We start from the raw sequence: 23786 nt of genomic DNA on the forward strand, positions 1-23786 counted from the left end.
TCCAATTATTTATCATCCCTTTTAATTCAAGTATATAATCTCGCTTATTTTACGTTGAAAATTTGTTCTAAAATCTTAATTGTAATCAAATAAGTCGGCTTCACACCTGTAGTTCCCAATCCGCCTGAAGCTAATGTACTTCCGGTTTCTAATGGATTATCTGATGCATAATAGGCATAACGAACTTTGATATCGTGAGGAACACTTTTTCTGATTTTTGATGCTGACTGAATTGCTTTTTGGTAATAAGAACCTTCCATTTCAAGACCAATTACTCCCCAGGTCGATTCGTGAAAGAATTTCAGTAAATCTCTGTTTTGTAATGATGTTCCCAGAACTGTAACCATTGCACCTTCAAAAACTGCAATATCATTTCCTTCGAACATTTTGCCTGTTAATTCGTTTTCGAAGAAATAATTATCGGCAGTTCCTTCGTTTATATGTGCAGTTGGGATCATGATATCGCCTTTTCCGCCTTCCAGAATTCCGGCTTTACCCATTATTGAAACTGATTTTACATTTAGTAAAGTTTCTTTTTTGTATGGTTTTAAAAGTTCGTCGATTGTTTCGTAAGCCTGCTCACCAAAAGCATAATCCATTACAATTATCACAGGAGCTGACTCCTCAAGAACTGTTTTTGGAAATGCTGTTTTTGCCCAGTCAATTTTGGCTGTGTCAAAAATCTGAACATCAATATTTGTTCCTGAACTGTCAAGTACGGAAATCATACCGTTTTTTAAAGCCAATTCTTCAACATGACTTCGGGTTTCTTTAGCGCCTGATTTACTTAATTCTTCATAAATATAAAAATCAGATTTCTCCTTGAATTTCGTTTTCAACAATGGCGTTGCAAAAATAGAATTCATCACACTGTGCATATTTGCACTTATTACGTGAATTGGACGCTTTAATAGATCATTTGCCTTTAAAACCTCCTTGATGTTTGTTGCCCAGATTTCACCGTGAATATGATGTCCTAAACGCTCTCTTAAAACTGGACTAAAAGTGATCGTGCGTTTATTATTTTCTATTACTTCTTCTATCGCTAATTTTCCTAACCAATAAATAACATGCAGGAAACGATCCGGAGCATTTTCTGATCCAAAAGCATCATAGATATCTAAGACCTCTTCAAATGTACGTGCCAAAATATTAGCAACATGCGAGATTGCTTTTTCTTTTTCTATTTGAGAAAGCTTTTTGGTCTGTAAAACAGCTTGTTCTAATTTCATCCAATCGCGTGAAACTTCACCGCCATCGTCTAATAAAACTCTGTTTTTAATTTTATGAGATTCTATGAAAATAAAAGTCAAATGTGTCAAAATATCATAAATATCTGATCGCCCGCGAGTGATCTCAACATTCATTTGCTCTTCATCGATTCTATAGCAATTTCTTCTTCTTTTTGGAGGAACAATTGCCTGAAAATGCGATTTAGAATATCCTTCGTCTGATGTTAAATTGATGAATCGACATTGCTCAATTCCTATTGGTAAACGCTCTATAACGTACAAAAGTCCGTTAAGTTCAACTTTTTCCTCGCCTATATTTCCGTAGATTTCCGGACGTAATGCTAATAATGATTCACGTAAACTATCGCCCGAAACTCCCATTGGTTTATAAAAACCACGGTTGAATAAGTGACGCATTGTAATGTACATTTTTTCGATTGCCGCAGATGATTCCTGCGCTCTTGATCTTGATATATTTTTGGTTTCTTTCATGCTTGTTTATTTAAAAAAATCTTCTGTTTCAGAAGATGTATATATGTTTTGTTAAACGAAATTAGGAATTAAAAATGTTAATTCAACTGAAATCTGCTCATGTCATTATTTAATCACATTTACTAAACTAAGATTAACAACTTGAATTACCTCACATTCCGCTACTTTATGGGGTCCTTCCATAAAAAAACCTTTTAATTCTATCTTTATGTAATTCATATAATGTTTCATTTAATATCCACATTTTTGCCTTACCTGAAGTTGAAACACGTATAGATTTATCTAAAATGATATTATTTTCATTATCTAAAAATTCAGGCCAAATCATCCATAATTGTTTTAAATTTTCATCACCTGAATACATAAAATCTGAACGATATCCCTGAATTGGATTTACTGTTTTTCTTCCTCCTTCTTCTTCAGAGAAAAAACGATACTGAACTATAAAATCACATTCCCGATTTCTGACGTGCTCATATGGTATATGACTATTCACTTTTGTCTCCTGTTTCAATTTATCTGTAATATCTTTAGATAAAACTTTAAATATGTGACTATTTATAATTTTCAAAATCGACTTCTATTTTTTGAAAGTTTTTATTTTCTGATAATAACAAATCTATCCTAATAATACATTCCTGATTTTCATCTGCCATTATAAAGGCGAAACCCCAAATGTCTTTTGAAATGGAAAAAGAACCAATATCAGACTTAACATCAAGTAAGTATTCGTCATTTATCCAAAGGTCACTAATTGTATCAACTTCTGGATTTATTGCTGCAATTGAATCAAAAAAATCAGGAAAAAAATCTTCATTTTCAGCACCGCTAAATATGTCAATAAGTAATTCCTGCGCTTTATATCCGGGTCTTAAATGATATTTATACTTCATAAAATAAAGTTTTCTTTATTTCAGATTATCTGCAATATTTCTGTCATTGGATAATCTCGGAATTTTATTCTGCCCTCCTAATTTTCCTTGTGATTTCATATAATCCTGAAAGCCATTTTTAGAAACTTTGGTTACAACCACTTTTCGCAGCACATTTCCGGTGATTAAATCGTCGTAATAAATGTTTTGTTTTCGCATTGAATCGTCAATTGCTTCGGCGAAAGCTTCGATATTTTCAGGCTCATTTTCAAATTCAACCAGCCATTCATGATACGGTAATCCGCTTGATGGGTTTATTTGAGGCGCAACAGTAAATTCGTTGATTACAATTTTGGTTCCTTCTGTGGCTTCTTTCATTGCCTTTTCGACTTCGTTGGCAATAACGTGTTCGCCAAAAGCCGAAATATAATGTTTGATTCGTCCGGAAACAATAACCCGATGCGGAAACAACGATGTAAACTGAACGGTATCGCCAATATTATAACGCCAAAGTCCGGCATTTGTAGAAACAATCAAAGCATAATTAACGCCTGTTTCGACTTCGCCAATTGTATAACTTTTCGGATTTTCCGTAAAAAATTCGTCGGCTTTAATGAACTCGTAGAAAATTCCCGAATTCAATAACAACAACATTCCTTTTGCTTTTTGAGAATCCTGATAGGCAAAAAACCCTTCCGAAGCCGGAAACAACTCAATGCTGTCTACTTTTCGCCCGATCATTTTTTCGAATTTCGCGCGATACGGTTCATAATTGACTCCGCCGTAAATAAACAAATTGAAGTTTTTGAATAAATCTCCTATTTTCTTTCCACCGCTTTTTTCCTGTAATCGCTCAAAATACATTTGTACCCAGGACGGAATTCCGGAAATTATGGTCATATCCTGATCGATAGTTTCCTCAACAATGGCATTTACTTTTGTATCCCAATCTTCGATACAATTGGTTTCCCATGATGGCATTCGGTTTTTTTGGAGATATTTAGGTACAAAATGCGCTCCTATTCCTGATAACCTTCCAAATTTGATTCCGTACTTTTCAACAAGAATTGGGCTTCCTTGCAGGAAAATCATTTTTCCATCGACAAAATCAGCATTTCCGGTTTCATGTATGTAATGTAAAATCGCATTTCTTGAAGCCTCAATATGATATGGCATTGATTGTTTAGTTAACGGAATATATTTTGCTCCGGAAGTTGTTCCCGAAGTTTTAGCAAAATAAAGCGGTTTGCCTTTCCATAGAATATTTTTTTCTCCCATTCGAACCTTGTCGATATAAGGCTTTAAATCTTCATAATCACGAACCGGAACAAGTTTCTTAAAATCATGAACCGTATTTATTTTATCAAAATGATGATCAGTCCCAAATTGAGTTTTTCTGGCACTATTTATTAAACTTTTAAATACTGCTTCTTGAGTTTCGACAGGTTTATTAGCCCAAGCCTGAGTTTTATAGTATATTTTGCTCGCAAATAATTTTGCTGCTACTGATTTTATAGACATTTGCTATAGTATTATTTTTTGTCACTTTTGTTTTTACTTCGCTTTTTTTCGTCTGACTCTTTCTCTGTCTTCGCTACTTCTTCTCTTAATTTAAGTTCTGCTTCAGAAGCTGTCATATTAACATCAGAATGTTCATCAGTTTCAGCTAAAATCGAGTCTTTATTGAATTTTGCATAATCTAATTCTCCTCTTAATACTTTTTGAATTCCGTGTATATAAGCTTCATTTTTCTTTAAAGCTGTTTCTAATGAATCAGATTTAATGGCTAATTCTGTAGCATTCTTTTTTAATTCAGAAGAAGAATATCCCGGAATAAACTCGCGTAAAGGCGTAAAAGCAATAATGAAAGTAGTGATTAAAATTAAAAATATTCCGCCTAATGTGAATGTTACAAATACATTCATCAGGGTAAGTTTGAACGAAAAAATTTCTTCAAAAGTGTTTTCATTCAAAATTACCAATCGGTTTTTAATAAATAAATTTTTTCTGAAATTGAATTTTTTCTTATCCATTATGGTTGTTTAATACGAGCAAATATAATAATTAATCATCTTGTTAATGTCTGATAACAATAAAGGAATACAGTTATTTCATCATTTTATAAAATATTTAACGCTATAAGATATGAATATTTTAATCCAAATCCTGTTGTTCTTCGTATATTCTATATACATTTGCGGTTCAATTAGAAAAACAATTGCTTCGGCACTAAATATACAAACCATGGGAAGATTAGGTCTTACAGAAATCCTCGTAATAGTAGGTATCGTGATATTACTTTTTGGAGGTAAAAAAATTCCGGAATTAATGAAAGGTTTAGGAAGCGGAATAAAGGAATTTAAAAACGCTGCTAAAGACGATCAGACTGCACCTCCTGCACCTTCTGTTAAAAAAGAAGAAGAAGAAATTAAATAAGAATTTAAAACCTTATTGAAAGCCCCAAACTACATTTGTAATTTGGGGCTTTTTATTTAATCTAAAAAATCTTACTTTTACGATCCCTAAATTAAATAACAATAATTATGAAAAACCTACTTCTGATTACTGTTGCTTTTTTGTGTCTTAAAAGTAATGCACAAAAGCAACCTTTTCCGGCAAATATTGTATTTGCAAATGGTCTAATGGCTTCAAGTAAAAATGGTCAGGATGCCCAAAACAATTACAATACCTGGAAAACCAATTTTGTTGAAGCCTGTTCTAATGGCAGATACAGGATAAAATTTGACAATCCTTCTGAAACCGTATCTGAAGGTATTGGATACGGAATGCTACTTGCGGTTTATGCAACTGACAAAACACTTTTTGACGGTCTGTGGTTATACTATAAAGACAATGTGAATTCTAATGGCGTTATGAATTGGAAAATCAATGGCTGTTCTGGAATTAATGGTGCAAATGGTGCAACCGATGCGGAATTAGACGCTGCTTTTGCTCTAATAATGGCCGATTATCAATGGACAAGTGTTGGAACTATCAATTATAAAAATGATGCCAAAACTTTAATAGCCGCTATTAAAACTCATGAAGTTGAAGCCAGTACTTTTGTGCTAAAACCAGGCGATCAATTCGGCGGAAGCCAGATTACAAATCCTTCTTATTTTTCACCGGCGTATTACAGAGTTTTCGGAACTTTTACTAATGATACTTATTTTTGGAATTCTGTTGCGGCAAAATCATACACGATTATCAACAGTAATTTAACTGTAAATAATGCTGTTGGAGGTTTAGTTTCTGACTGGTGTCAGGCATCTGGAGCTTATTCTCCGCAGGCTAGCGGATATAACAGAGAAGGAAAAACATATACTTATGATGCAGCAAGAACGCCATGGAGAATTGCTGTTGATTATGTTTGGTTTGGAAATGCTGATGCGAAAGCATATTCTAAAAAATCATCTGATTTTGTTCGCGTAAATCTTGGCGGAACTGCTAATATCAAAGATGGCTATAATCAAAACGGATCACTAAACGGACAATGGCACAATGCAACTTTTGTTGGTGCTTTTGCCTGCGCGGCGATGGGTGGTGAAAATCAAGCGCATCTGGATGCTTCATATACAGATTTAAAAAATTTAAACGAACCAAATAGTTATTTCAATCATACACTTAAAACCTTGTATTCATTTTTATTAACAGGAAATTTTTATCTGCCTCAAATTGCTACTTTAGCCAATGAAGATTTTGATATCGAAAAATCAACAGTGACTTTATATCCTAACCCGAGTAGTGATCGTTTTACCGTTTTTGCTCCGGAAAAATCTGTGATTTCTGTGATTTCCCCTCAAGGAAAAGTTATCTCAGAACAAAAAACAACTGCTGAAAATACAGAGATAAATTTAGCCAATTATTCCGCCGGTCTGTATTTGATAAAAATTACAAACGAAAATAAAAGTGTTACGAAAAAAGTGATTTTAAAGTAATTCATAAAAACAGAAAATCCCAAATTACAATTGTAGTTTGGGATTTTTTTTATCTTCTCCAAATTGGAATTTGGACTTTTTTGTTGGAATTTAATTTTATAGAACCATCGTTAACTGAATTCTCTTTCTATCCTCATCAACCTCAGTTACTTTTACATCAACATGTTGATGAAGCTTAACAACCTCGTTTACATCGCTTACAAATCCTGCTTTCAATTGTGATATGTGGACCAATCCGCTTTCTTTGATTCCGATATCAACAAAACAACCAAAATTGGTGATGTTATTAACAATTCCAGGTAAAATCATTCCGGTTCTCAAATCTTTTATTGATTTTACATTCGCATCAAATTCAAAAACCTTAGCCGATTTTCTTGGATCTAATCCGGGTTTTTCAAGCTCTTTTATGATATCTTTTAAGGTAAGTAAACCAATTTGTGGTGTAATATAGTTTTCGGCTTTAATTAAAGCTGTTTTCTCTTTGTTTGCAATTAAGTCGTTTACCGAAAGTTTCAAATCTTTTGCCATTTTCTCCACAACCGGATAAGCTTCAGGATGTACTGCAGAATTATCCAGCGGATTTTTAGCATTCGAAATTCTGATAAAAGCCGCACCTTGCTGATACGCTTTGTCGCCTAAGCGAGGCACTTTTTTTAGCTGTTTTCTATCTTCAAAAGGACCATTTTCTGAGCGGTATTGAACAATGTTTTCCGCCAGTTTCTCTCCTATTCCACTCACATAACTTAGTAAATGTTTACTCGCCGTGTTGATATTTATTCCAACCGAGTTTACGCAACGAATTACCGTCGCATCAAGTTCCTCTTTCAGTTTGGTTTGATCAACATCATGCTGATATTGTCCAACTCCAATTGCTTTTGGATCAATCTTTACCAACTCAGCCAAAGGATCTGATAGTCTTCGACCTATAGAAATAGATCCACGAACTGTAACATCGTAATTAGGAAATTCTTCTCTAGCAATTTTTGATGCCGAATAAACCGAAGCTCCAGCCTCAGAAACTATAAAAACTTGTGGTGCTTTGTCAAACGCAATTTTTTTGATAAAGAATTCGGTTTCTCTTGAAGCAGTTCCGTTTCCTATAGAAATGGCATCAATTTGATATGCATTTACCATCGAACGGATTTTCTTGATCGCCATTGCTTCCTCATTTTGGGGCGCGTGCGGATAAATGGTTTCGTTGTATAATAAATCGCCTTTTTCGTCCAGACAAACAACTTTACAACCGCTTCTAAATCCCGGATCGATTGCCAAAATTCGCTTTTCACCCAAAGGCGGCGCCAATAATAACTGACCTAAATTGTTCGCAAAAACCTGAATAGAATTTGCGTCAGCTTTAGCTTTAGCTTCTTGTAACGTTTCATTTCCAATAGCAGGATTCAACAATCGTTTATAACTGTCTTCAATCGCTAATTGCAAATGTGCTGTTGTACTATTTTGTTTTTTAATGATTATTTCGTCAATTACATCATAAGCTTCGTCGATATCAACATCTACTTTCATCTTTACAAAACCTTCGTTTTCTGCACGAAGCATTGCTAATAATCTATGTGAAGGTGCTTTTGTCAAATTTTCATCCCAATCAAAATACTGACTGAATTTTTGTGCTCCTTCTTCTTCGCTTTTCTTTTTAACTACTTTGGTTCCTATTGTCGCTTTACGCTGATATAATCTACGAAGTTGTTTACGAACATAAATATTCTCGTTGATCCATTCGGCTACAATATCTCTTGCGCCTTGCATTGCAGCTTCCTCATTAATCACATTCTCATTCAAATATTGTGTCGAAATAAAATCGATATCAACATCATTTTCTGACATAATAATTTTTGCCAATGGTTCTAAACCAAATTCACGTGCAACATCGGCTTTTGTTTTTTTCTTCTTTTTATATGGAAGGTAAAAATCTTCAATTTCTTGTAAATCAAAACTTTGTTCAATTTTATGTTTCAATTCCGGCGTAAGCGATTTTTGTTCTTCTATTGATTTTAGGACTGCTTCTTTACGTTTTACAATCGTTTCATATTCTTTCTGAAGTTTTGCAATATTCTCAATTTGAACTTCATCGAGATTCCCGGTTGTATCTTTTCGGTAACGGGAAATGAACGGAATCGTACAATCTTCCTCTAATAATTTTACAGTGTTTTGAATGTTGATTGCTGCTGTTTGAACAATCTTGGCAATGAATTGAATATTAGTCATACTTTAATGAAATAATTTCTGGATTAGAAAATGAGATAATCTGTTCTTAAAACCATAAACAGATTAATTAATCATCCGGCTAAAATAATATCTTTGTTTTTAATTATTAGCGAATGGAAGTTTTATTAGTATCTTTTTTTATTGTAAATAGTATTGAATTTATTTTAGCCGGATACGATAAATATTTGGCTGTCAAACATAAACACCGAATTCCTGAAAATACACTATTTACAATCGCTTTTTTTGGCGGTTCAATCGGATTATTATTAGCAATGTTATTATTCAGGCATAAAACGAGTAAATCTTCTTTTATTATAAAGTTTGGAATAATTTTATTAGTTCAGATAGTATTGGCTTATCTAATATTGACTGATAAAATCTAGTTGTTAACAATGTTGATAACTTCAAAATTATATCATAATAGTCTGAAATTAAGATATTTATAATAAAAAACCGGGTGAATTTAAAAATTCCGCCCGGTGTGTTTATTTATTTGGTGCGAAGCACCGCGATTTTTTTTGACTTATTGACAAGCGATTTTATTCACTCTATTTTGGTGTCTTCCACCTTCAAATGCCGTTGTTAAAAACGTTTCAACTATTTCTACGGCTTGCGGAATCGATGTATAACGCGCCGGAATGCTCACAATATTAGCATCATTATGTAAACGTGTCAAATAAGCAATTTCTTTAGTCCAGCACAAACCGGCTCTTACTTTAGGGTGTTTGTTAACCGTCATTGCAATTCCGTTTCCGCTTCCGCAGATGACAATTCCAAAATCAGCTTTTCCTTCAGATACATCATTTGCAACTGGATGACCAAAGTCAGGATAATCAACAGAATCCTGAGAATCTGTTCCGTAATTGGTTACTTCATATCCTTTTGCTTTAAGCATCTCAACGATTGCTTTTTTGTAATCTGGTCCTGCGTGGTCGTTTCCTATCGAAATTTTCATTTTTAAATACTATTAAGTTGTGTAATGCAAATTTACTCAATTAATAAATGTTCGCCACGAATTTCACTAATTTTCACTAATTTATTTCATAGTAACTTTAAAAGTATAGTGGAGAAAATAAAAAAATAATTCGTGAAATTCGTGACAAAAAAATTGAACATATAACCCTCTTTATATCAAAAAGTTAACGTTATTAACAATTTTAATATCTTTATAATTATCTGAATATCAGTTATAAATAAACGTAAATTTTGTTAAATTTTTATATTGTTAATAGCAAAACCTAATTCGTTGATATTCAGTTAACTTTAAGTTAACATTATTTGTTGATAAGTTGAGATAGAAAATTAGAAGTTTTTTTTGGTTGTGTCAAAAAAAAACCTAATCCAAAACCCAGATGAAATAACCTAATAAAGTTAGCTGAATTTTTAGAAAAGTTATCAATATCAAAAATGCTATTTTCAACATAAATCGAGTTATCAAGTTATCTACAAAATCAATTCATTTTTGGTTGTTAACCATTGTTAACTAAAATCTAAAAAGTCTTATAAATTAATCCTTTAACTAAATATAAGTATGTTAATAACTCTATATAACTAAGAGAAACTTCATTTCAATACATTTAAAAATAAATTTATAGCACATATTAACAAGCTATAATAACAACCATAAATTAATTAAATTTAAATTTTTCTTTTTGTTGTATTTAATATATGTTGACAACTTTAGAAATTTTAAAAGAGAAAAAAAAAAATTTAGAATGAAAAACAAACTTCTCAAACGATTGTAAGTGGATTATTGAGATTGTCCAGAATTTGCTGAACTCTTTCGAAATCGTTGGGATGAATTCGGAGTTTAATTCCGCCGAGCGCAGAAGTATACATTGGAACAACAGAAAGCGTCATTTCGTTCTCAAAATAATACGGAATATGTTCCTGCTCTAATAAATGCTTTAGAACGACTGTTTCGTGCTGATAATTGAATATAGCGATGGTTTTAAAGCTTTCCATAAAAGTGTCTTTTTATAAAGATACGAAATGAGCATTACTTAATTTGTCACTCACACTAATTTAAATATCGTAATTAAAAATGACGTTTGAAAACCAATAAATAGCTCCTTTTGAAAGTTATATTTTTAATAATTTATTTGTTAAAAACTATAATCTGAGATCTTATTTGTAATTTTAACTTTTTAAGAAAAGATATATGAGTAAGAAAATTAGAAAGCCGATAAAAAATGAGACAGATCTCTCTAGTAAAATAATAAAAATTTTATCGCAAAGTCCTAATAAAGCATTTAATTACAAACAGATAGGAGCAAAGCTTGAACTTGATGATACAAAAAGCAGAAACCAGATTATAAAAGATTTAAAAATTCTGGCTGCTTCAAAGAAAATTATAGAATCTGAACCAGGCAAATATTTAGTAAAAGCCGAAAGTCAGGATTATTACGAAGGAACAATTGATATGACCAGCAGAAAAACGGCGTATTTTGTTTGTCCTGATTTTAGTGAAGATGTTTTTATCCCAACTAATAATTTGAATCGTGCTTTAGACAAAGACAAAGTAAAAGTTTATGTTTATAACCGAAGAAAAGGTAAAAGACCTGAAGGTGAAGTAATTGAAGTTGTTGAAAGAAATAAAACAGAGTTTGTTGGAGTAATTGATATTCAGGCAAATTTTGCTTTTGTATCTACGGCAAATCCTAAAATGTATACTGATATTTTTATTCCAAAGGATAAAATTGGTGAAGCAGAAAATGGTGACGTTGTTTTGGTTACCATTGAAGATTGGCCAAAAAGAGCCGATAGTCCTTTTGGATCTGTGATCAGAGTTTTAGGAAAACCTGGAGAACACAATACAGAAATTCATGCCATTTTAGCCGAATATGGCTTACCATCAGATTTTCCGGTAGAAGTAGAGGTTTTTGCACAAAAAATAGATACTTCGATACAGGAATCTGAAATTGCAAAACGTCGTGATATGCGTGATACACTTACTTTCACGATCGATCCAAAAGATGCAAAAGATTTTGATGATGCTTTGTCTTTCAAAAAGTTAGAAAACGGAAATTACGAAATTGGTATTCATATTGCCGATGTTTCGTATTATCTTGAAGAAGGAACAATTCTGGATGATGAAGCGTATCAACGTGCCACTTCGGTTTATTTAGTTGATAGAGTAGTGCCAATGCTTCCGGAAGTTTTATCTAATTTTGCGTGTTCATTACGTCCAAATGAAGAGAAATATACGTTTTCAGCAATTTTTGAAGTATCAGAAAATGCACAAGTTATCAACCAGTGGTTTGGAAGAACGGTAATTTATTCTGATCAGCGTTTTGCTTATGAAGAAGCGCAATATATCATTGAAACAAAAGATAGTACGATTCCTGTTGATATTTCAATCACGGGAGAATCCTATGTAGTTTCTGATGAAATTACTCAGGCGACTTTAAAATTAGATGAATTAGCTAAGATTCTAAGAAAGAAAAGAATGGCAAATGGTGCTATTTCTTTCGATAAAGTCGAAGTGAAATTTGATTTAAATACTGAAGGGGAACCAGAAGGAGTGTACTTTAAAGTTTCAAAAGATGCGAATCATCTAATTGAAGAATTCATGCTTTTAGCCAACAGAAAAGTGGCTGAATACATTGGTAAACAGAAAAAAACATTTATTTACAGGATTCACGATGAACCAAACGAAGACAAATTAATTGCGATGCAAACCGTAATTGCTAAATTTGGTTATAAAATAGATTTCCGTAACAAAGGCGATATTTCGAAATCACTGAACGCTTTGATGGAAGAAGTAAATGGTAAAAAAGAGCAAAATTTAATTGATACTCTTGCGATTAGAAGTATGAGTAAAGCCAAATATTCAACAGAAAACATTGGTCATTACGGATTAGCTTTTGATTATTACAGTCACTTTACTTCGCCAATTCGTCGTTATCCTGACGTAATGGTACACCGTTTGCTGCAATATTATCTGGATAACGGAGCATCTGTAAACGAAGAAGTGTATGAAGCAAAATGTTTACATTGTTCAAATATGGAAAGTTTAGCCACTAATGCTGAACGAGATAGTATTAAATACATGCAGGTTAAATACATGCAGGATCATCAGGATGAAGAATTCCTTGGAGTTATTTCCGGTGTTACTGAATGGGGAATATATGTTGAAATTGTTTCTAACAAATGCGAAGGAATGGTAAGAATCAGAGAAATAAAAGATGATTATTATACTTTTGATGAAAAGCAATATGCCTTAGTTGGAGCGACTTCAAACAGTATTTTACAATTAGGAGATGAAATTTACGTTAAAGTAAAAAATGCCGATTTAGTGAAGAAACAACTGGATTTTCATTTTTTGAGAAGAGCAGAATAGAGGTTAAATTTAAAAAATAAAAGTATGAAAAAGTTAATTATAGGAGTGGCAATTTTATTTGTTCAAATGTCTTTTGGTCAGGTTACCAAAGAATTAGGTGATTTTGACACCGTTAAAGTTTACGATAAATTAAGTGTTAAGCTAGTTCAGTCATCTGAAAATAAAGTAGTAATAAAAGGAGCAAGGGAAGCAGAACTAGAAGCTGTTAATAAAAATGGGATTTTAAAAATAAGAATGCCTTTTCCAAAACTTCTTTCAGGAAATGATCTTGAAGTTACTTTGTATTATAAACATATCGAATTGATTGATGTTAATGAAGGTGCGAATGTAACAAGCAATGAAACTATAAAAGCGACTTCGTTTAAAGTTAGTGCTCAGGAAGGCGGTAAAATCAATGTAGATTTAGATGTTGATAAACTGAAAGTAAGTTCAGTTTCTGGTGGAGAAATTACTGCAACTGGTAAAGCAGATAACCTTGATGCAAGTTTAGGAGCAGGTGGATATTTCCTGGGAAGTAAATTAGCAACGTCTCAAACTAAAGTAAGCGTTTCTGCGGGAGGAAAAGCAGATGTGAATGCTTCTACGTTAGTTGATGCAAAAGTAAGCGCAGGAGGCTCTATTTACATTTATGGAAAACCGAAACAAATCAATCAGAAAACGGTTTTTGGAGGTAAAATTGAAGAAGTAAAATAAGAAATTGTATTTGAATGATAAATGATATTTTAGCTGGACTGCCATGGGGACTTTTTTTAAGTTTTATGGTAGGTCCGGTATTTTTTATACTACTGGAAACCAGTATTACAAAAGGATTCAGAGCTGCCATAGTTTTTGATCTTGGTGTAGTATTAGGTGATATTTTTTTTATAGGCATTGCCTATTTAGGAAGTTATAGACTAATTCAAAGTTTAAAAGATAAACCGGCTCTTTTTATTTTTGGCGGAATCATAATGCTGGCTTACGGCATAATTTCTTTCGTAAGATTAAAAAATGAAGAAATTGATGACGAGGCAATTGATCGCGATATTATAAAAAGAAACTACGGCAGTTTATTCATTAAAGGCTTTTTACTCAACGTTATTAACATTGGTGTATTAGGTTTTTGGTTAGCCGTAATTATTTCTGTAGGACCAAAATTAGAAATGCAAAACTCCAGAATGTTTACTTTTTTTACTGCAGTTATTATTACATATTTAGTAGTTGATTGCCTTAAAATATTATTAGCCAAACAGTTAAAAACAAAGATGACACCAACTAATATTATAAAAATTAAAAAAGCAATTAGTATTGTTTTAATGGTTTTCGGACTTGTTTTGATAACACAGGGTTGGTTTCCGAAAGAAAAAGAAATGGTTAAAAACGCTTTCGAAAAGATTGAAAAAAAGTAGTTGTTGATAACTCAATATTACAAATTAGACCTCTGAATTTCAGAGGTTTTTTTGTGTCTAAACGTAAAGTTTTTCATTTCGACGTAAGAAGAAATCAGACTAGTAATTCCACAAATATAATTACCAATCTTTGTAGAGTTACGTGTGTGATTTCTTATTACGTCGAAATGAGATATTGTGTTGATTTTCTATAGTTCCTTAGAATAACAAGTTTATGGGAAAGTTCTTAATTCCAGTAAATGTTAAACCCAGGTTTTAAAAACCTGTCGGGTTTGCTTGTCTTCATTAAAGATTGGAATAATTCTTTATCTAATTTTTAGAAAAATTAACCATTAAAAAACCTCCAAGTTTCTTTGAAGTTTTAGAAGTATCTTCGGGATTCGAACGTAAATCTTTATCTAATTTTTTCTAAAAATTAACCATAAAAAAAACTCTAAATCTTTAGATGTTTTAGAGACATCGTCCGGATTCGAACGTAAATCTTTATCTAATTTTTTCTAAAAATTAAGCATAAAAAAAACTCTAAAGATTTAGAGGTTTTAGAGGAACCGTAAGGATTCGAACGTAAATCTTTATCTAATTTTTTCTAAAAATTAAGCATAAAAAAACCTCTAAAGAAATTTAGAGGCATCGTCCTGATTCGAACGTAGATCTTTATTTAATTTTTTCTAAAAATTAAGCATAAAAAAACCTCTAAATTTCTTTAGAGGTTTTAGAGGCATCGTCCGGATTCGAACCGGAGTAGGAGCTTTTGCAGAGCCCAGCCTAGCCGCTCGGCCACGACGCCGTAGTTGAACGGATGGCAAAAGTAACTAAAATCTTTAAATTTCAAAAGTTTAAAATGAAGTATTTTAAAAAATAAATATTTTATTTGAAAGAATTACTTCCTAACTTCAGTCATTTTTATAGTAACTGATTCAACATCACCACCAATAGGAGGATTTATTTTAGAAACCCAAACCGTAGTTTTTTCTATCGTTTCAATCTCTGCAAGTACACGAATATTGATTCTTTTAGCAACATGTTCTAATAAATGCGAACGAATTGCCATTTCTTCAGTAACAATTTTGTTCAAATGAACATAATCAACAGTATCTAACAAGTGATCTGTTCCAGCTGATTTTTGTAAATTAGTTTTAATTTTCAGATCTACTGTGTAGTCAGATCCAATTTTTCCTTCTTCAATTAAACATCCGTGGTAAGAGAATGTGCGAATGTTTTTTAGTTTTATAACTCCCATTTTTATTATTTTATTCTTGTAGTATTTGGATCTTGGTAATTTGATGTTAAAGCTAGTATGAAAACTGTTCTCATAATTTCATCAACTGTAAAATGAATTGTGTAGGGGAATTTTTTTAAAGGTAAAGTGCGAACAGTGTTATATTTTTCCTCAAAAAAAGGAAATGTTATTAATGTGTCAACATAATCCTGATATTCATTAAAGAATTTGGTTCCCAAACCGTGAGATAAAGATTCATAATATTCTGCAATTTCATCTACTTCTAATTCAGCGCGCAATAGAATAATTATTTCAAACATTTATTTATTCCATTTAGCATTGAGCCTTTTTTTAGATTCTTCCCAGCTAATATAATCTTCTGGTTTTGCATTTTTCATACGTTCTAAAACCATTTCCTGTTGCCACAGCGGAATTTCATTCTCTGTGTTTTCATTGATAGAAACATCTGGAATATGTTTAAAAAAACTAACAAAAGTTTCGTAAAAATCGTCTGGTATCGTAACAGTTAATTGTCTCATAACACTCAATATTTATGCAAAAGTACAAATAAATTAAGTTTAAGGTTTACTAAGAAGTTTCTAAAGAAAACTGTAATCTGTAAACCTAAAACTGTAAACTTTTTTATCTTTGCTAAAATTACTATAAAATAATGGCTTCAGAAGAAAAATCACTCAATTTTATTGAACAAATTATAGAAGAAGATCTTAAATCAGGTCTGTCACAAAATAAACTTCATTTTCGTTTTCCACCAGAACCAAATGGTTATTTACACATTGGTCATGCAAGTTCTATTGCATTAAATTTTGGTTTAGGAATTGATTATCAATCTCCTGTGAATTTACGTTTTGATGATACAAATCCTGAAAAAGAAGAACAGGAATTTGTTGACGCCATTAAAAAAGACGTTGAATGGTTAGGATATAATTGGTCAGAAGAACGTTATGCATCTGATTATTTTCAACAATTATACGATTGGGCAGTTTTATTAATTAAAAAAGATAAAGCTTATGTTGATAGTCAATCTTCTGAAGATATGGCGATTCAAAAAGGAACTCCATCTACAATTGGTACCGATAGTCCATACAGAAATCGTTCTGTAGAAGAAAATTTAGGATTATTCGAAAGAATGAAAAACGGTGAATTTGAGGCTGGAACTCATATTCTTCGTGCAAAAATAGACATGAAATCAACCAATATGTTGATGCGCGATCCTATTATGTACAGGATTTTACACAGACATCATCATAGAACTGGTGATGACTGGAAAATATATCCAATGTATGATTGGGCGCATGGACAAAGTGATTATTTAGAAGGAATTTCACACTCCTTTTGTACACTTGAATTTTTGCCTCACCGCGAATTATACGATTGGTTTTTAGACCAGATTATTGATGAAAATCAGGTTCGTCCAAAGCAAAGAGAATTTGCAAGACGTAATTTATCACATACCGTTGTTAGTAAAAGAAAATTACAGCAACTAGTTAAAGAAAAGCATGTTAACGGTTGGGATGATCCTAGAATGTCAACAATTTCTGGGTTAAGAAGACGTGGTTATACAGCTGCTTCGTTACGTAATTTTGCCAATACAATTGGTATTGCAAAACGTGATAACTTAATAAATGTATCAGTTTTAGAATTTTGTATTCGTGAAGATTTAAACAAAATTGCACCTCGTGTAATGGCTGTTTTAGATCCTGTAAAATTGGTTATTACTAATTATCCTGAAGGAAAAGAGGAGTGGCTTGAAGCCGAAAATAATCAGGAAGATGAAAACGCAGGTTTCAGAAAAGTACCTTTTTCACGTGAATTATATATAGAAAGAGAAGACTTTCTTGAAGAAGCTCCAGCTAAGTTTTTCCGTTTGACTTTAGGAAAAGAAGTACGTCTTAAAAATGCATATATCATTAAAGGAGAAAGTATTATAAAAGATTCGGAAGGAAATATTACAGAAATTCATGTAACTTATGATACAGATTCTTTGAGCGGAAGCGGGACAGAATCAAGTCAAAGAAAAGTATCCGGAACATTGCATTGGGTTTCTATTTCACATGCAGTTGAAGCAGAAGTTCGTATGTACGATCGGTTGTTTACAGATGAAGCGCCGGACAGTTATAAAGAGAAAAATTTCTTAGATTTTGTAAATCCAAATTCATTAGAAATTATCACAGGATTTGTTGAACCAAGTTTAGCAACAGCTCAAAACGAAGATAAATTTCAGTTTCAACGTTTGGGTTATTTTACTGTTGATAAAGATTCAACTACTTCAAAATTAGTGTTTAACAAAACTGTTGGACTTAAAGATGCCTGGGAAGAAAAAGGTAAAAAAGAAGAAAACAGTATCAATAATTCTTTAAAAGAAATCAACAAATATTTTAAAGTTGAAACAAAACCGGAACGTATTGCAATTGAAAGTGCGATAGGAGCGAGCATTGCAACTATTTCTAGTTTTTCATTATTGCAAAATTCGTTAAAGAAGAATATCAACAATAATAAAGGTTCATTGTTGTTTGCTCAGTTTATTTTGAAATATTCAAACTGGAAATCTACAGATTTTGAAGAAGACGATATTAAAAAATTATATACAATGTCTCTTAGAAGTGAATCGACTTATGTGAGATCAAAAGCACTTTTGAATTTAAGAGATATTGAAGATTTAAATTTTAGAAATCAGTTTGAAGATGAAATTTTGAAATTATATTCAAATCCTCCAAAAAATGCTTCGGAGCGAGAAAATGAAATTCTTGCCGAGATGGTTAAAAAATAATATCATTATAATCTATTGAAAAGCGCTTTTTATAAGCGCTTTTTTTATTATTTGTATTTTCTATTGAAATTTAAAATTTTATAGTTTTAATAGATTAAAAGTGACCTTCATAAATTAATTTTAAGCTAATTTTTTAATTCTTCCACCTCATTAATCATCTTTTTAAAAATCATTAAACTGATGCCTTTATTTTAATTTTAGACCCCATTTTCTCTTGTTTTTCGGGTTGTTAACAAAGAATTGTTTATAACGTTGGATGTACATATTTTCGACTTAATTGTTGATTTTACTTTTTAATTTCAAATATTTCTAGAATTGCTAACATTTTTAATTATCAATTTAATTGATTGTATATTTATTATTCTTTGTTTTTATTTATTATTTACTAAAACTATAGTTATTTAAAATTTAATAGATAAATATAGTTAAAAGTGACTTCCATAAATTGATTTTAAGCTTGTTTTTTGCTTCTTCCATCTCATTAATCATCTTTTGAATTATTGTTTATTTTTGAGCTTATTTAAGTTTTACACGTTGTTTTTCTTAGTTTAACGGGTTATTAACATACAATTGTTTATAAAGTTGGTATTTTTATCCAAGGTCAAATCTAAAGTGTCAAATTTCGAATTTGACTTAAGAATCGAATCTGAGTTTTTCTAAAATTTAAAAAATGAATAATTTTTGGTTTTAGGGTTAATTCTAAATCTGAATTCTAGAGATTGGTTTTATGGTCAATTGTAATTGTGATTGTATTTTGATAATACTTATAGCGTAAAAGTATTTTTCAAGAGGTAGTTCATAATTTAAAAATTTCATGAAATTAATTTTATGGCTTATTTGAAATTTTGTCTTTCGTTTTGGCAGAAACAATTTTAATCCTTAAATTTTAATATTATGAAAATTCTATTTTTTACGCTATCGATTTTATTCGCAAACATTGCAATTTCTCAAACACACCAAATTACTAAACACAGTGGTGAAGAGCTGGATGTTAATTTTATAAAACTAGAAAATGATTTAGTTTATTATTCTTTGAACGGAAGTGCCGAAGAACATAAAATTAGCAAATATGCAGTTTCAAAAATTACCAATAAACAATCGAATCAAACCCAAAAAGTTTCTGATAAAGTTATAGTAGATTCAAAATCAGATTATAAATTCGTAACTGTTTTATCTCAAGACAAAACAATAGGTTTAAAACAAGTGGCTAATTTTTCCGGAGTCTCGACCAAGACAAAAGGGGAACCGCCAATTGCAAATAAAAACCAGACCGCTATGAGAATCAAAACACAATCAGCTTCAAACGGATATCCGTTTGTAAGTATTGTTGAAAAAGCAGATGGTAAATATGAAGCTGTGGCTTATATGTATTAAATTTAGTGTTAATATTTATTAAATTACGATTAATCAATAATTTGTAATTCAAAAAAAGACTACCTTTAGTAATCAATTAAATTTTAATATTATGTCAAAAAACGTAAATACAGTTGCAGCAATTTTAGCTGGTGCTGCAGTAGGAGCAGCAATCGGAATTTTATTTGCTCCGGATAAAGGATCAAAAACTCGTGCTAAACTTAAGGAAGGTTTAGATGATGCAAAACATAATTTACAAGATTCGCTTTCAGCTGGTTCTGAAGTGATACGTGAAAAATTTGCTAATGCTACGCAAAATCTTGATGGAACTTTTGATGATTTACTTTCAAATGTTAGCCATAAAACCGAAGAAGTAATTTCTTTTCTTGAGTCTAAATTATCTGATTTAAAATCACAAAACGCTAAAATTCAAAAATAATAATAATTCAACAAGGCATAAAACTTACTTATTCTATAGGTAAGTTTATGCCTTTTTTTAATAAATAAATAATTATGGCTTTTGAAGATTTAAAAGAAAACACTGAAAATATTCAGGATCAGGCTAAAGTTTATCTTGACAGTCATTTAGCATATTATAAACTCTGGGGTTTTAAAGTTGCTATGAAATCAACAACTTTAATTTTTAAGTTTACCCTCATTTTATTATGCTTTAGTATGGTTATGATTTTTGGATCTTTCGCTGCGGCATATGCTTTTGGATCTTTATTTGAAAGTAACGCACTTGGATTTTTGGCAGTAGGAGGGATCTATTTATTCTTTACAATTTTACTTTTCTTCTTAAAAGATAAAGTTGTTGAAGGTCCGATCCTGGAGAAATTTTCAGAAATCTTTTTTAATGACTAATTATGGAAAGTAAAAAATACGCATCGTACGCAGAAATCGAAAGAGATTTAGAAATTTTAAAACTAGAGAAGGAAATTAGTTATCATAAATTGGTTTTAAGTTTTCAGAAAACCAAAGAATCTATAACTCCGCAAAATATACTTGGAGGATTTTTTTCTTCCTTTACTGAATATTTTTCTCACTCATATGGACAAATTTTAAGATCAGTTTTGCCCATTGCAATTAACTGGTTTATCAATAAAAAAAGAGGCAATTAAGCCTCTTTTTCGTTTTGTATATTATTTTGTTTCCGGTTCTATGTCATCTTCATAACCGTGTTGTGGTTCAATAGGTTTTGGTTTTACGATTTTTTTATTGTTTTTCTTCATCATTTCACCAACTTGGTTTGATGCTGAGAACGATGCAACCATATTATTCAGCATATCACTTCCTGCTTGAGGAGAGTTTGGTAACAAGATTAGGTTAGAATTTGCATCAGCTCCAATTGCCTGCAATGTGTCATAATGTTGTGTAACTACAATTAATGCTGAAGCTTCTTGGGAATTGATTCCAACACTGTTCAAAACTTCAACACTTTCTACTAAACCTCTTGCAATTTCACGACGTTGATCTGCAATACCTTGTCCTTGTAAACGTTTACTTTCGGCTTCTGCTTTTGCTTTTGCAACGATTCTGATTCTTGAACTTTCGGCTTCAAATTCAGCAGCGGTTTTTTCTCTGTCGGCAGCGTTGATTCTGTTCATGGCATTTTTTACCTGAATGTCCGGATCAATATCAGTTACTAAAGTATTAATAATGTCATATCCGTAAGTGGTCATGGCTTCGTTCAATTCTCTTTTTACTGCAATGGCAATATCATCTTTTCTTTCAAAAACATCATCTAATTTTAGTTTAGGAACTTCGGCACGAACAACATCAAATACATAAGCTGTAATCTGATCGTGTGGATATTCAAGTTTATAAAAAGCATCATATACTTTTTCCTGAATAACTTTAAATTGAACTGAAACTTTCATTTTGATAAAAACGTTGTCTTTGGTTTTGGTTTCAATGATAACATCTAACTGTTGAATTTTTAGATTTACACGTCCGGCCAATCTGTCAACTAACGGAATTTTTAATTGTAATCCAGAATTTCTAACGCTGTGAAACTTCCCAAATCTTTCGATAATTACCGAAGATTGTTGTTTAACGGTAAAAAAGGAAGACATAAAAATGAAGAATCCTAAGACTAAAATGATAATTAATGCTGTGTTCATAATGATATTGTTTTAGTTTTTATGATCTGGTAAATTACGAATAATCTGCCAAATCCAATTTTTTAAACATAAAAAAACGCTAAGAACATTTTATTAATGTCATTAGCGTATAATTTAAAATTTAGATTTTTTTATTTTTACCATTAAGATATTAAGTTCATAAAGCTTGTCTTAATTTTTCTTAATCTCTTAATGGTGAAAATTTATTATAAAGTTGCTATTGCTTTCTGTATTCTCGAAATAGTTTCTTCTTTTCCGATGATTTCAACAATGTCAAATAGGTGAGGACCTTTAAGCGCTCCAACCAAGCTCAAACGGAAAGGCTGCATTACTTTACCCATTCCAATTTCATTTTTGGTTAACCAATCTTTTACAATACTTTCAATATTTGCCGAATCAAATCCATCTATATATTCAAGAGTCGAAATCAATTCCTGCATTAAAGCGGGAGTTTCTTCCTTCCAGTTTTTGCTTGCTTTTTCATCGTATGATGTTGGTGCCTGGAAAAAGAAATCAGTTAAATCCCAAAATTCAGAAACAAAATGAGCACGTTCTTTAATCAATGAAACGATTCTTGTAATATCAAATTTAGAAATGTCAACACCTTTTTCTACTAAAATAGGAGTGAAGTGTTTCGCTAAATCTGCATCATTTTGTTTGATTAAATGTTGGTGATTGAACCATTTGTTTTTCTCCGGATCAAATTTAGCTCCGGATTTATGAACTCTGTTCAGGTCAAAAGACTCAACTAATTCTTCTAAAGAAAATAATTCTTTATCAGTTCCATCATTCCAACCTAACAAAGCAAGGAAGTTTATAACTGCTTCAGGAAAAAATCCTTTCTCTCTGTAACCGGATGAAATTCCTTCTTCGGTTTTCCATTCTAATGGAAACACAGGAAACCCTAATTTATCACCATCTCTTTTTGATAATTTTCCGTTTCCAACCGGTTTTAAAATCAAAGGTAAATGTGCAAATTCCGGAGCATCCCAACCAAAAGCTCTGTATAATAAAACATGAAGTGGCATTGATGGCAACCATTCTTCACCACGAATTACGTGTGAAGTTTCCATTAAATGATCATCAACAATATTCGCTAAATGATACGTTGGCATTCCGTCACTTTTAAACAAAACTTTATCGTCAAGTAAACTAGTTTCAAATTTTACATCGCCACGAATAATATCTTTTAAGTGTAAAGTTTCATCAACAGGAGTTTTAAAACGAATCACATAATGTTCTCCATTTGCAATTCTTTTAGCAACTTCTTCAGCAGAAATTACAAGAGAAGTATCTAGCTTTTCACGAATGGTATGATTGTAAATAAATGTTTTTCCTTCTGCTTCTTGTTCTTTTCTCAAAGCATCAAGAGCTTCCGGAGTATCAAAAGCATAATATGCCCAACCGGAATTGATCAGTTGATCAGCATAAGTTTGATATAATTCCTTACGATCGCTTTGTCTGTATGGACCAAATTTTTCATTCTTACCAACAGCTTCTTCAGGAGCAATTCCTAACCATTCTAATGCTTCCATAATATAAGCTTCGGCACCTGGAACAAAACGAGTCTGATCTGTATCTTCAATTCTTAAATAAAAAACACCATTGTTTTTTTTGGCAAATAAATAATTAAATAGGGCAGTACGAACTCCGCCAATATGTAAAGGTCCTGTTGGACTTGGTGCAAAACGCACACGAACTTGCTTTGACATTTGTTTAAATTTTGATGCAAAGATACGATATTAGTCAAAAGTCAAAAGTCGAAAGTCTGAAAGGTTTTACGTTAGGGATATAACTTTTGACTTTCGACTTTTGACTTTCA

Annotated in this window: 24 protein-coding genes and 1 tRNA gene; 11 read left to right on the forward strand and 14 right to left on the reverse strand. The window is 31.7% G+C overall.

Annotation, left to right across the window (positions count from 1 at the left end):
- Positions 1–44: 44 nt before the first annotated feature.
- The 5 genes from KHA90_RS05385 to KHA90_RS05405 all read right to left on the reverse strand — a co-directional run bounded on the left by KHA90_RS05385 (position 45) and on the right by KHA90_RS05405 (position 4629).
- The gene (locus tag KHA90_RS05385; RefSeq protein ID WP_213296163.1) at positions 45–1724 is read right to left on the reverse strand and encodes a DUF6909 family protein; all 1680 of its coding nucleotides are present in this window, start codon (positions 1722–1724) and stop codon (positions 45–47) included.
- A gap of 166 nt (positions 1725–1890) precedes the next feature.
- On the reverse strand, positions 1891–2295 hold the full coding sequence (locus KHA90_RS05390) for a hypothetical protein (RefSeq protein WP_213296164.1): 405 nt from the start codon (positions 2293–2295) through the stop codon (positions 1891–1893).
- Positions 2279–2617, reverse strand: coding sequence for a hypothetical protein (locus KHA90_RS05395; protein ID WP_213296165.1), 339 nt, complete (start codon positions 2615–2617; stop codon positions 2279–2281). Before KHA90_RS05395 ends, KHA90_RS05390 begins: the two co-directional genes overlap by 17 nt.
- Positions 2618–2632: 15 nt before the next feature.
- Positions 2633–4117: a GH3 auxin-responsive promoter family protein gene (locus tag KHA90_RS05400; RefSeq protein WP_213296166.1), complete on the reverse strand. Its 1485-nt coding sequence runs from the start codon at positions 4115–4117 to the stop codon at positions 2633–2635.
- An 11-nt stretch (positions 4118–4128) separates the two neighbouring features.
- Positions 4129–4629, reverse strand: coding sequence for a peptidase (locus tag KHA90_RS05405; RefSeq protein WP_213296167.1), 501 nt, complete (start codon positions 4627–4629; stop codon positions 4129–4131).
- A gap of 211 nt (positions 4630–4840) precedes the next feature.
- On the opposite strand from KHA90_RS05405, the gene KHA90_RS05410 reads away from it, so the two are divergent.
- Both KHA90_RS05410 and KHA90_RS05415 read left to right on the forward strand, forming a co-directional pair.
- On the forward strand, positions 4841–5032 hold the full coding sequence (locus KHA90_RS05410; protein WP_213296236.1) for a Sec-independent protein translocase subunit TatA/TatB: 192 nt from the start codon (positions 4841–4843) through the stop codon (positions 5030–5032).
- Positions 5033–5139: 107 nt separating this feature from the next.
- Positions 5140–6534, forward strand: a complete 1395-nt coding sequence (locus tag KHA90_RS05415; protein WP_213296168.1) for a glycosyl hydrolase family 8 — start codon at positions 5140–5142, stop codon at positions 6532–6534.
- A 96-nt stretch (positions 6535–6630) separates the two neighbouring features.
- Here KHA90_RS05415 and KHA90_RS05420 read toward each other — a convergent pair whose 3' ends face one another.
- On the reverse strand, positions 6631–8754 hold the full coding sequence (locus KHA90_RS05420; RefSeq protein WP_213296169.1) for a Tex family protein: 2124 nt from the start codon (positions 8752–8754) through the stop codon (positions 6631–6633).
- Between the two features lie 113 nt (positions 8755–8867).
- Between KHA90_RS05420 and KHA90_RS05425 the strand changes: the two genes are divergently transcribed.
- On the forward strand, positions 8868–9137 hold the full coding sequence (locus tag KHA90_RS05425) for a DUF1294 domain-containing protein (RefSeq protein WP_213296172.1): 270 nt from the start codon (positions 8868–8870) through the stop codon (positions 9135–9137).
- A gap of 140 nt (positions 9138–9277) precedes the next feature.
- On the opposite strand, the gene rpiB is transcribed toward KHA90_RS05425, so the two are convergent.
- Together rpiB and KHA90_RS05435 are read right to left on the reverse strand one after the other, a co-directional pair.
- Positions 9278–9709: a ribose 5-phosphate isomerase B gene (rpiB, locus tag KHA90_RS05430; RefSeq protein ID WP_213296174.1), complete on the reverse strand. Its 432-nt coding sequence runs from the start codon at positions 9707–9709 to the stop codon at positions 9278–9280.
- A gap of 776 nt (positions 9710–10485) precedes the next feature.
- On the reverse strand, positions 10486–10719 hold the full coding sequence (locus tag KHA90_RS05435) for a DUF2007 domain-containing protein (protein ID WP_213296175.1): 234 nt from the start codon (positions 10717–10719) through the stop codon (positions 10486–10488).
- Between the two features lie 196 nt (positions 10720–10915).
- On the opposite strand from KHA90_RS05435, the gene rnr reads away from it, so the two are divergent.
- Genes rnr through KHA90_RS05450 form a run of 3 tightly spaced genes read left to right on the forward strand, consistent with a single transcriptional unit; the run spans position 10916 to position 14481 of the window.
- A complete protein-coding gene (gene rnr, locus KHA90_RS05440; protein WP_213296176.1) occupies positions 10916–13096 on the forward strand; it encodes a ribonuclease R in 2181 nt (726 codons plus the stop codon).
- Between the two features lie 24 nt (positions 13097–13120).
- Entirely contained in the window at positions 13121–13789 is a 669-nt protein-coding gene (locus KHA90_RS05445; protein WP_213296177.1) for a head GIN domain-containing protein, read from the forward strand.
- Between the two features lie 14 nt (positions 13790–13803).
- Positions 13804–14481, forward strand: coding sequence for a LysE family translocator (locus KHA90_RS05450; RefSeq protein WP_213296178.1), 678 nt, complete (start codon positions 13804–13806; stop codon positions 14479–14481).
- Positions 14482–15197: 716 nt separating this feature from the next.
- Here the strand turns inward: KHA90_RS05450 and KHA90_RS05455 are convergent.
- From KHA90_RS05455 to KHA90_RS05470, 4 genes are all read right to left on the reverse strand, one after another.
- A tRNA-Cys gene (locus KHA90_RS05455) sits at positions 15198–15268 on the reverse strand.
- 93 nt (positions 15269–15361) lie between these two features.
- Positions 15362–15721, reverse strand: coding sequence for a dihydroneopterin aldolase (gene folB / locus KHA90_RS05460; RefSeq protein ID WP_213296179.1), 360 nt, complete (start codon positions 15719–15721; stop codon positions 15362–15364).
- 5 nt (positions 15722–15726) lie between these two features.
- A complete protein-coding gene (locus KHA90_RS05465; protein ID WP_213296180.1) occupies positions 15727–16020 on the reverse strand; it encodes a hypothetical protein in 294 nt (97 codons plus the stop codon).
- A complete protein-coding gene (locus KHA90_RS05470) occupies positions 16021–16239 on the reverse strand; it encodes a hypothetical protein (protein WP_213296182.1) in 219 nt (72 codons plus the stop codon). It lies immediately after the preceding gene.
- 131 nt (positions 16240–16370) lie between these two features.
- On the opposite strand from KHA90_RS05470, the gene KHA90_RS05475 reads away from it, so the two are divergent.
- The 5 genes from KHA90_RS05475 to KHA90_RS05495 all read left to right on the forward strand — a co-directional run bounded on the left by KHA90_RS05475 (position 16371) and on the right by KHA90_RS05495 (position 20962).
- Positions 16371–18488 carry a glutamine--tRNA ligase/YqeY domain fusion protein gene (locus tag KHA90_RS05475; RefSeq protein ID WP_213296184.1) on the forward strand — a complete coding sequence of 706 codons (2118 nt, stop codon included), beginning with the start codon at positions 16371–16373 and terminating at the stop codon, positions 18486–18488.
- A gap of 894 nt (positions 18489–19382) precedes the next feature.
- Entirely contained in the window at positions 19383–19862 is a 480-nt protein-coding gene (locus tag KHA90_RS05480; protein WP_213296186.1) for a hypothetical protein, read from the forward strand.
- Positions 19863–19953: 91 nt separating this feature from the next.
- Complete coding sequence (locus tag KHA90_RS05485; RefSeq protein WP_213296188.1) at positions 19954–20280, forward strand: YtxH domain-containing protein; 327 nt, start codon at positions 19954–19956, stop codon at positions 20278–20280.
- A 74-nt stretch (positions 20281–20354) separates the two neighbouring features.
- Positions 20355–20705 carry a competence protein gene (locus KHA90_RS05490; RefSeq protein WP_213296190.1) on the forward strand — a complete coding sequence of 117 codons (351 nt, stop codon included), beginning with the start codon at positions 20355–20357 and terminating at the stop codon, positions 20703–20705.
- A 2-nt stretch (positions 20706–20707) separates the two neighbouring features.
- Positions 20708–20962, forward strand: a complete 255-nt coding sequence (locus KHA90_RS05495) for a DUF6327 family protein (protein ID WP_213296192.1) — start codon at positions 20708–20710, stop codon at positions 20960–20962.
- Positions 20963–20983: 21 nt separating this feature from the next.
- Here KHA90_RS05495 and KHA90_RS05500 read toward each other — a convergent pair whose 3' ends face one another.
- Together KHA90_RS05500 and gltX are read right to left on the reverse strand one after the other, a co-directional pair.
- Complete coding sequence (locus KHA90_RS05500; RefSeq protein WP_213296194.1) at positions 20984–21964, reverse strand: SPFH domain-containing protein; 981 nt, start codon at positions 21962–21964, stop codon at positions 20984–20986.
- A 206-nt stretch (positions 21965–22170) separates the two neighbouring features.
- Positions 22171–23676: a glutamate--tRNA ligase gene (gltX, locus tag KHA90_RS05505; RefSeq protein ID WP_213296196.1), complete on the reverse strand. Its 1506-nt coding sequence runs from the start codon at positions 23674–23676 to the stop codon at positions 22171–22173.
- Positions 23677–23786: the final 110 nt, after the last annotated feature.

The organism is Flavobacterium psychroterrae, assembly GCF_018380615.1.
GTDB lineage: Bacteria > Bacteroidota > Bacteroidia > Flavobacteriales > Flavobacteriaceae > Flavobacterium > Flavobacterium psychroterrae.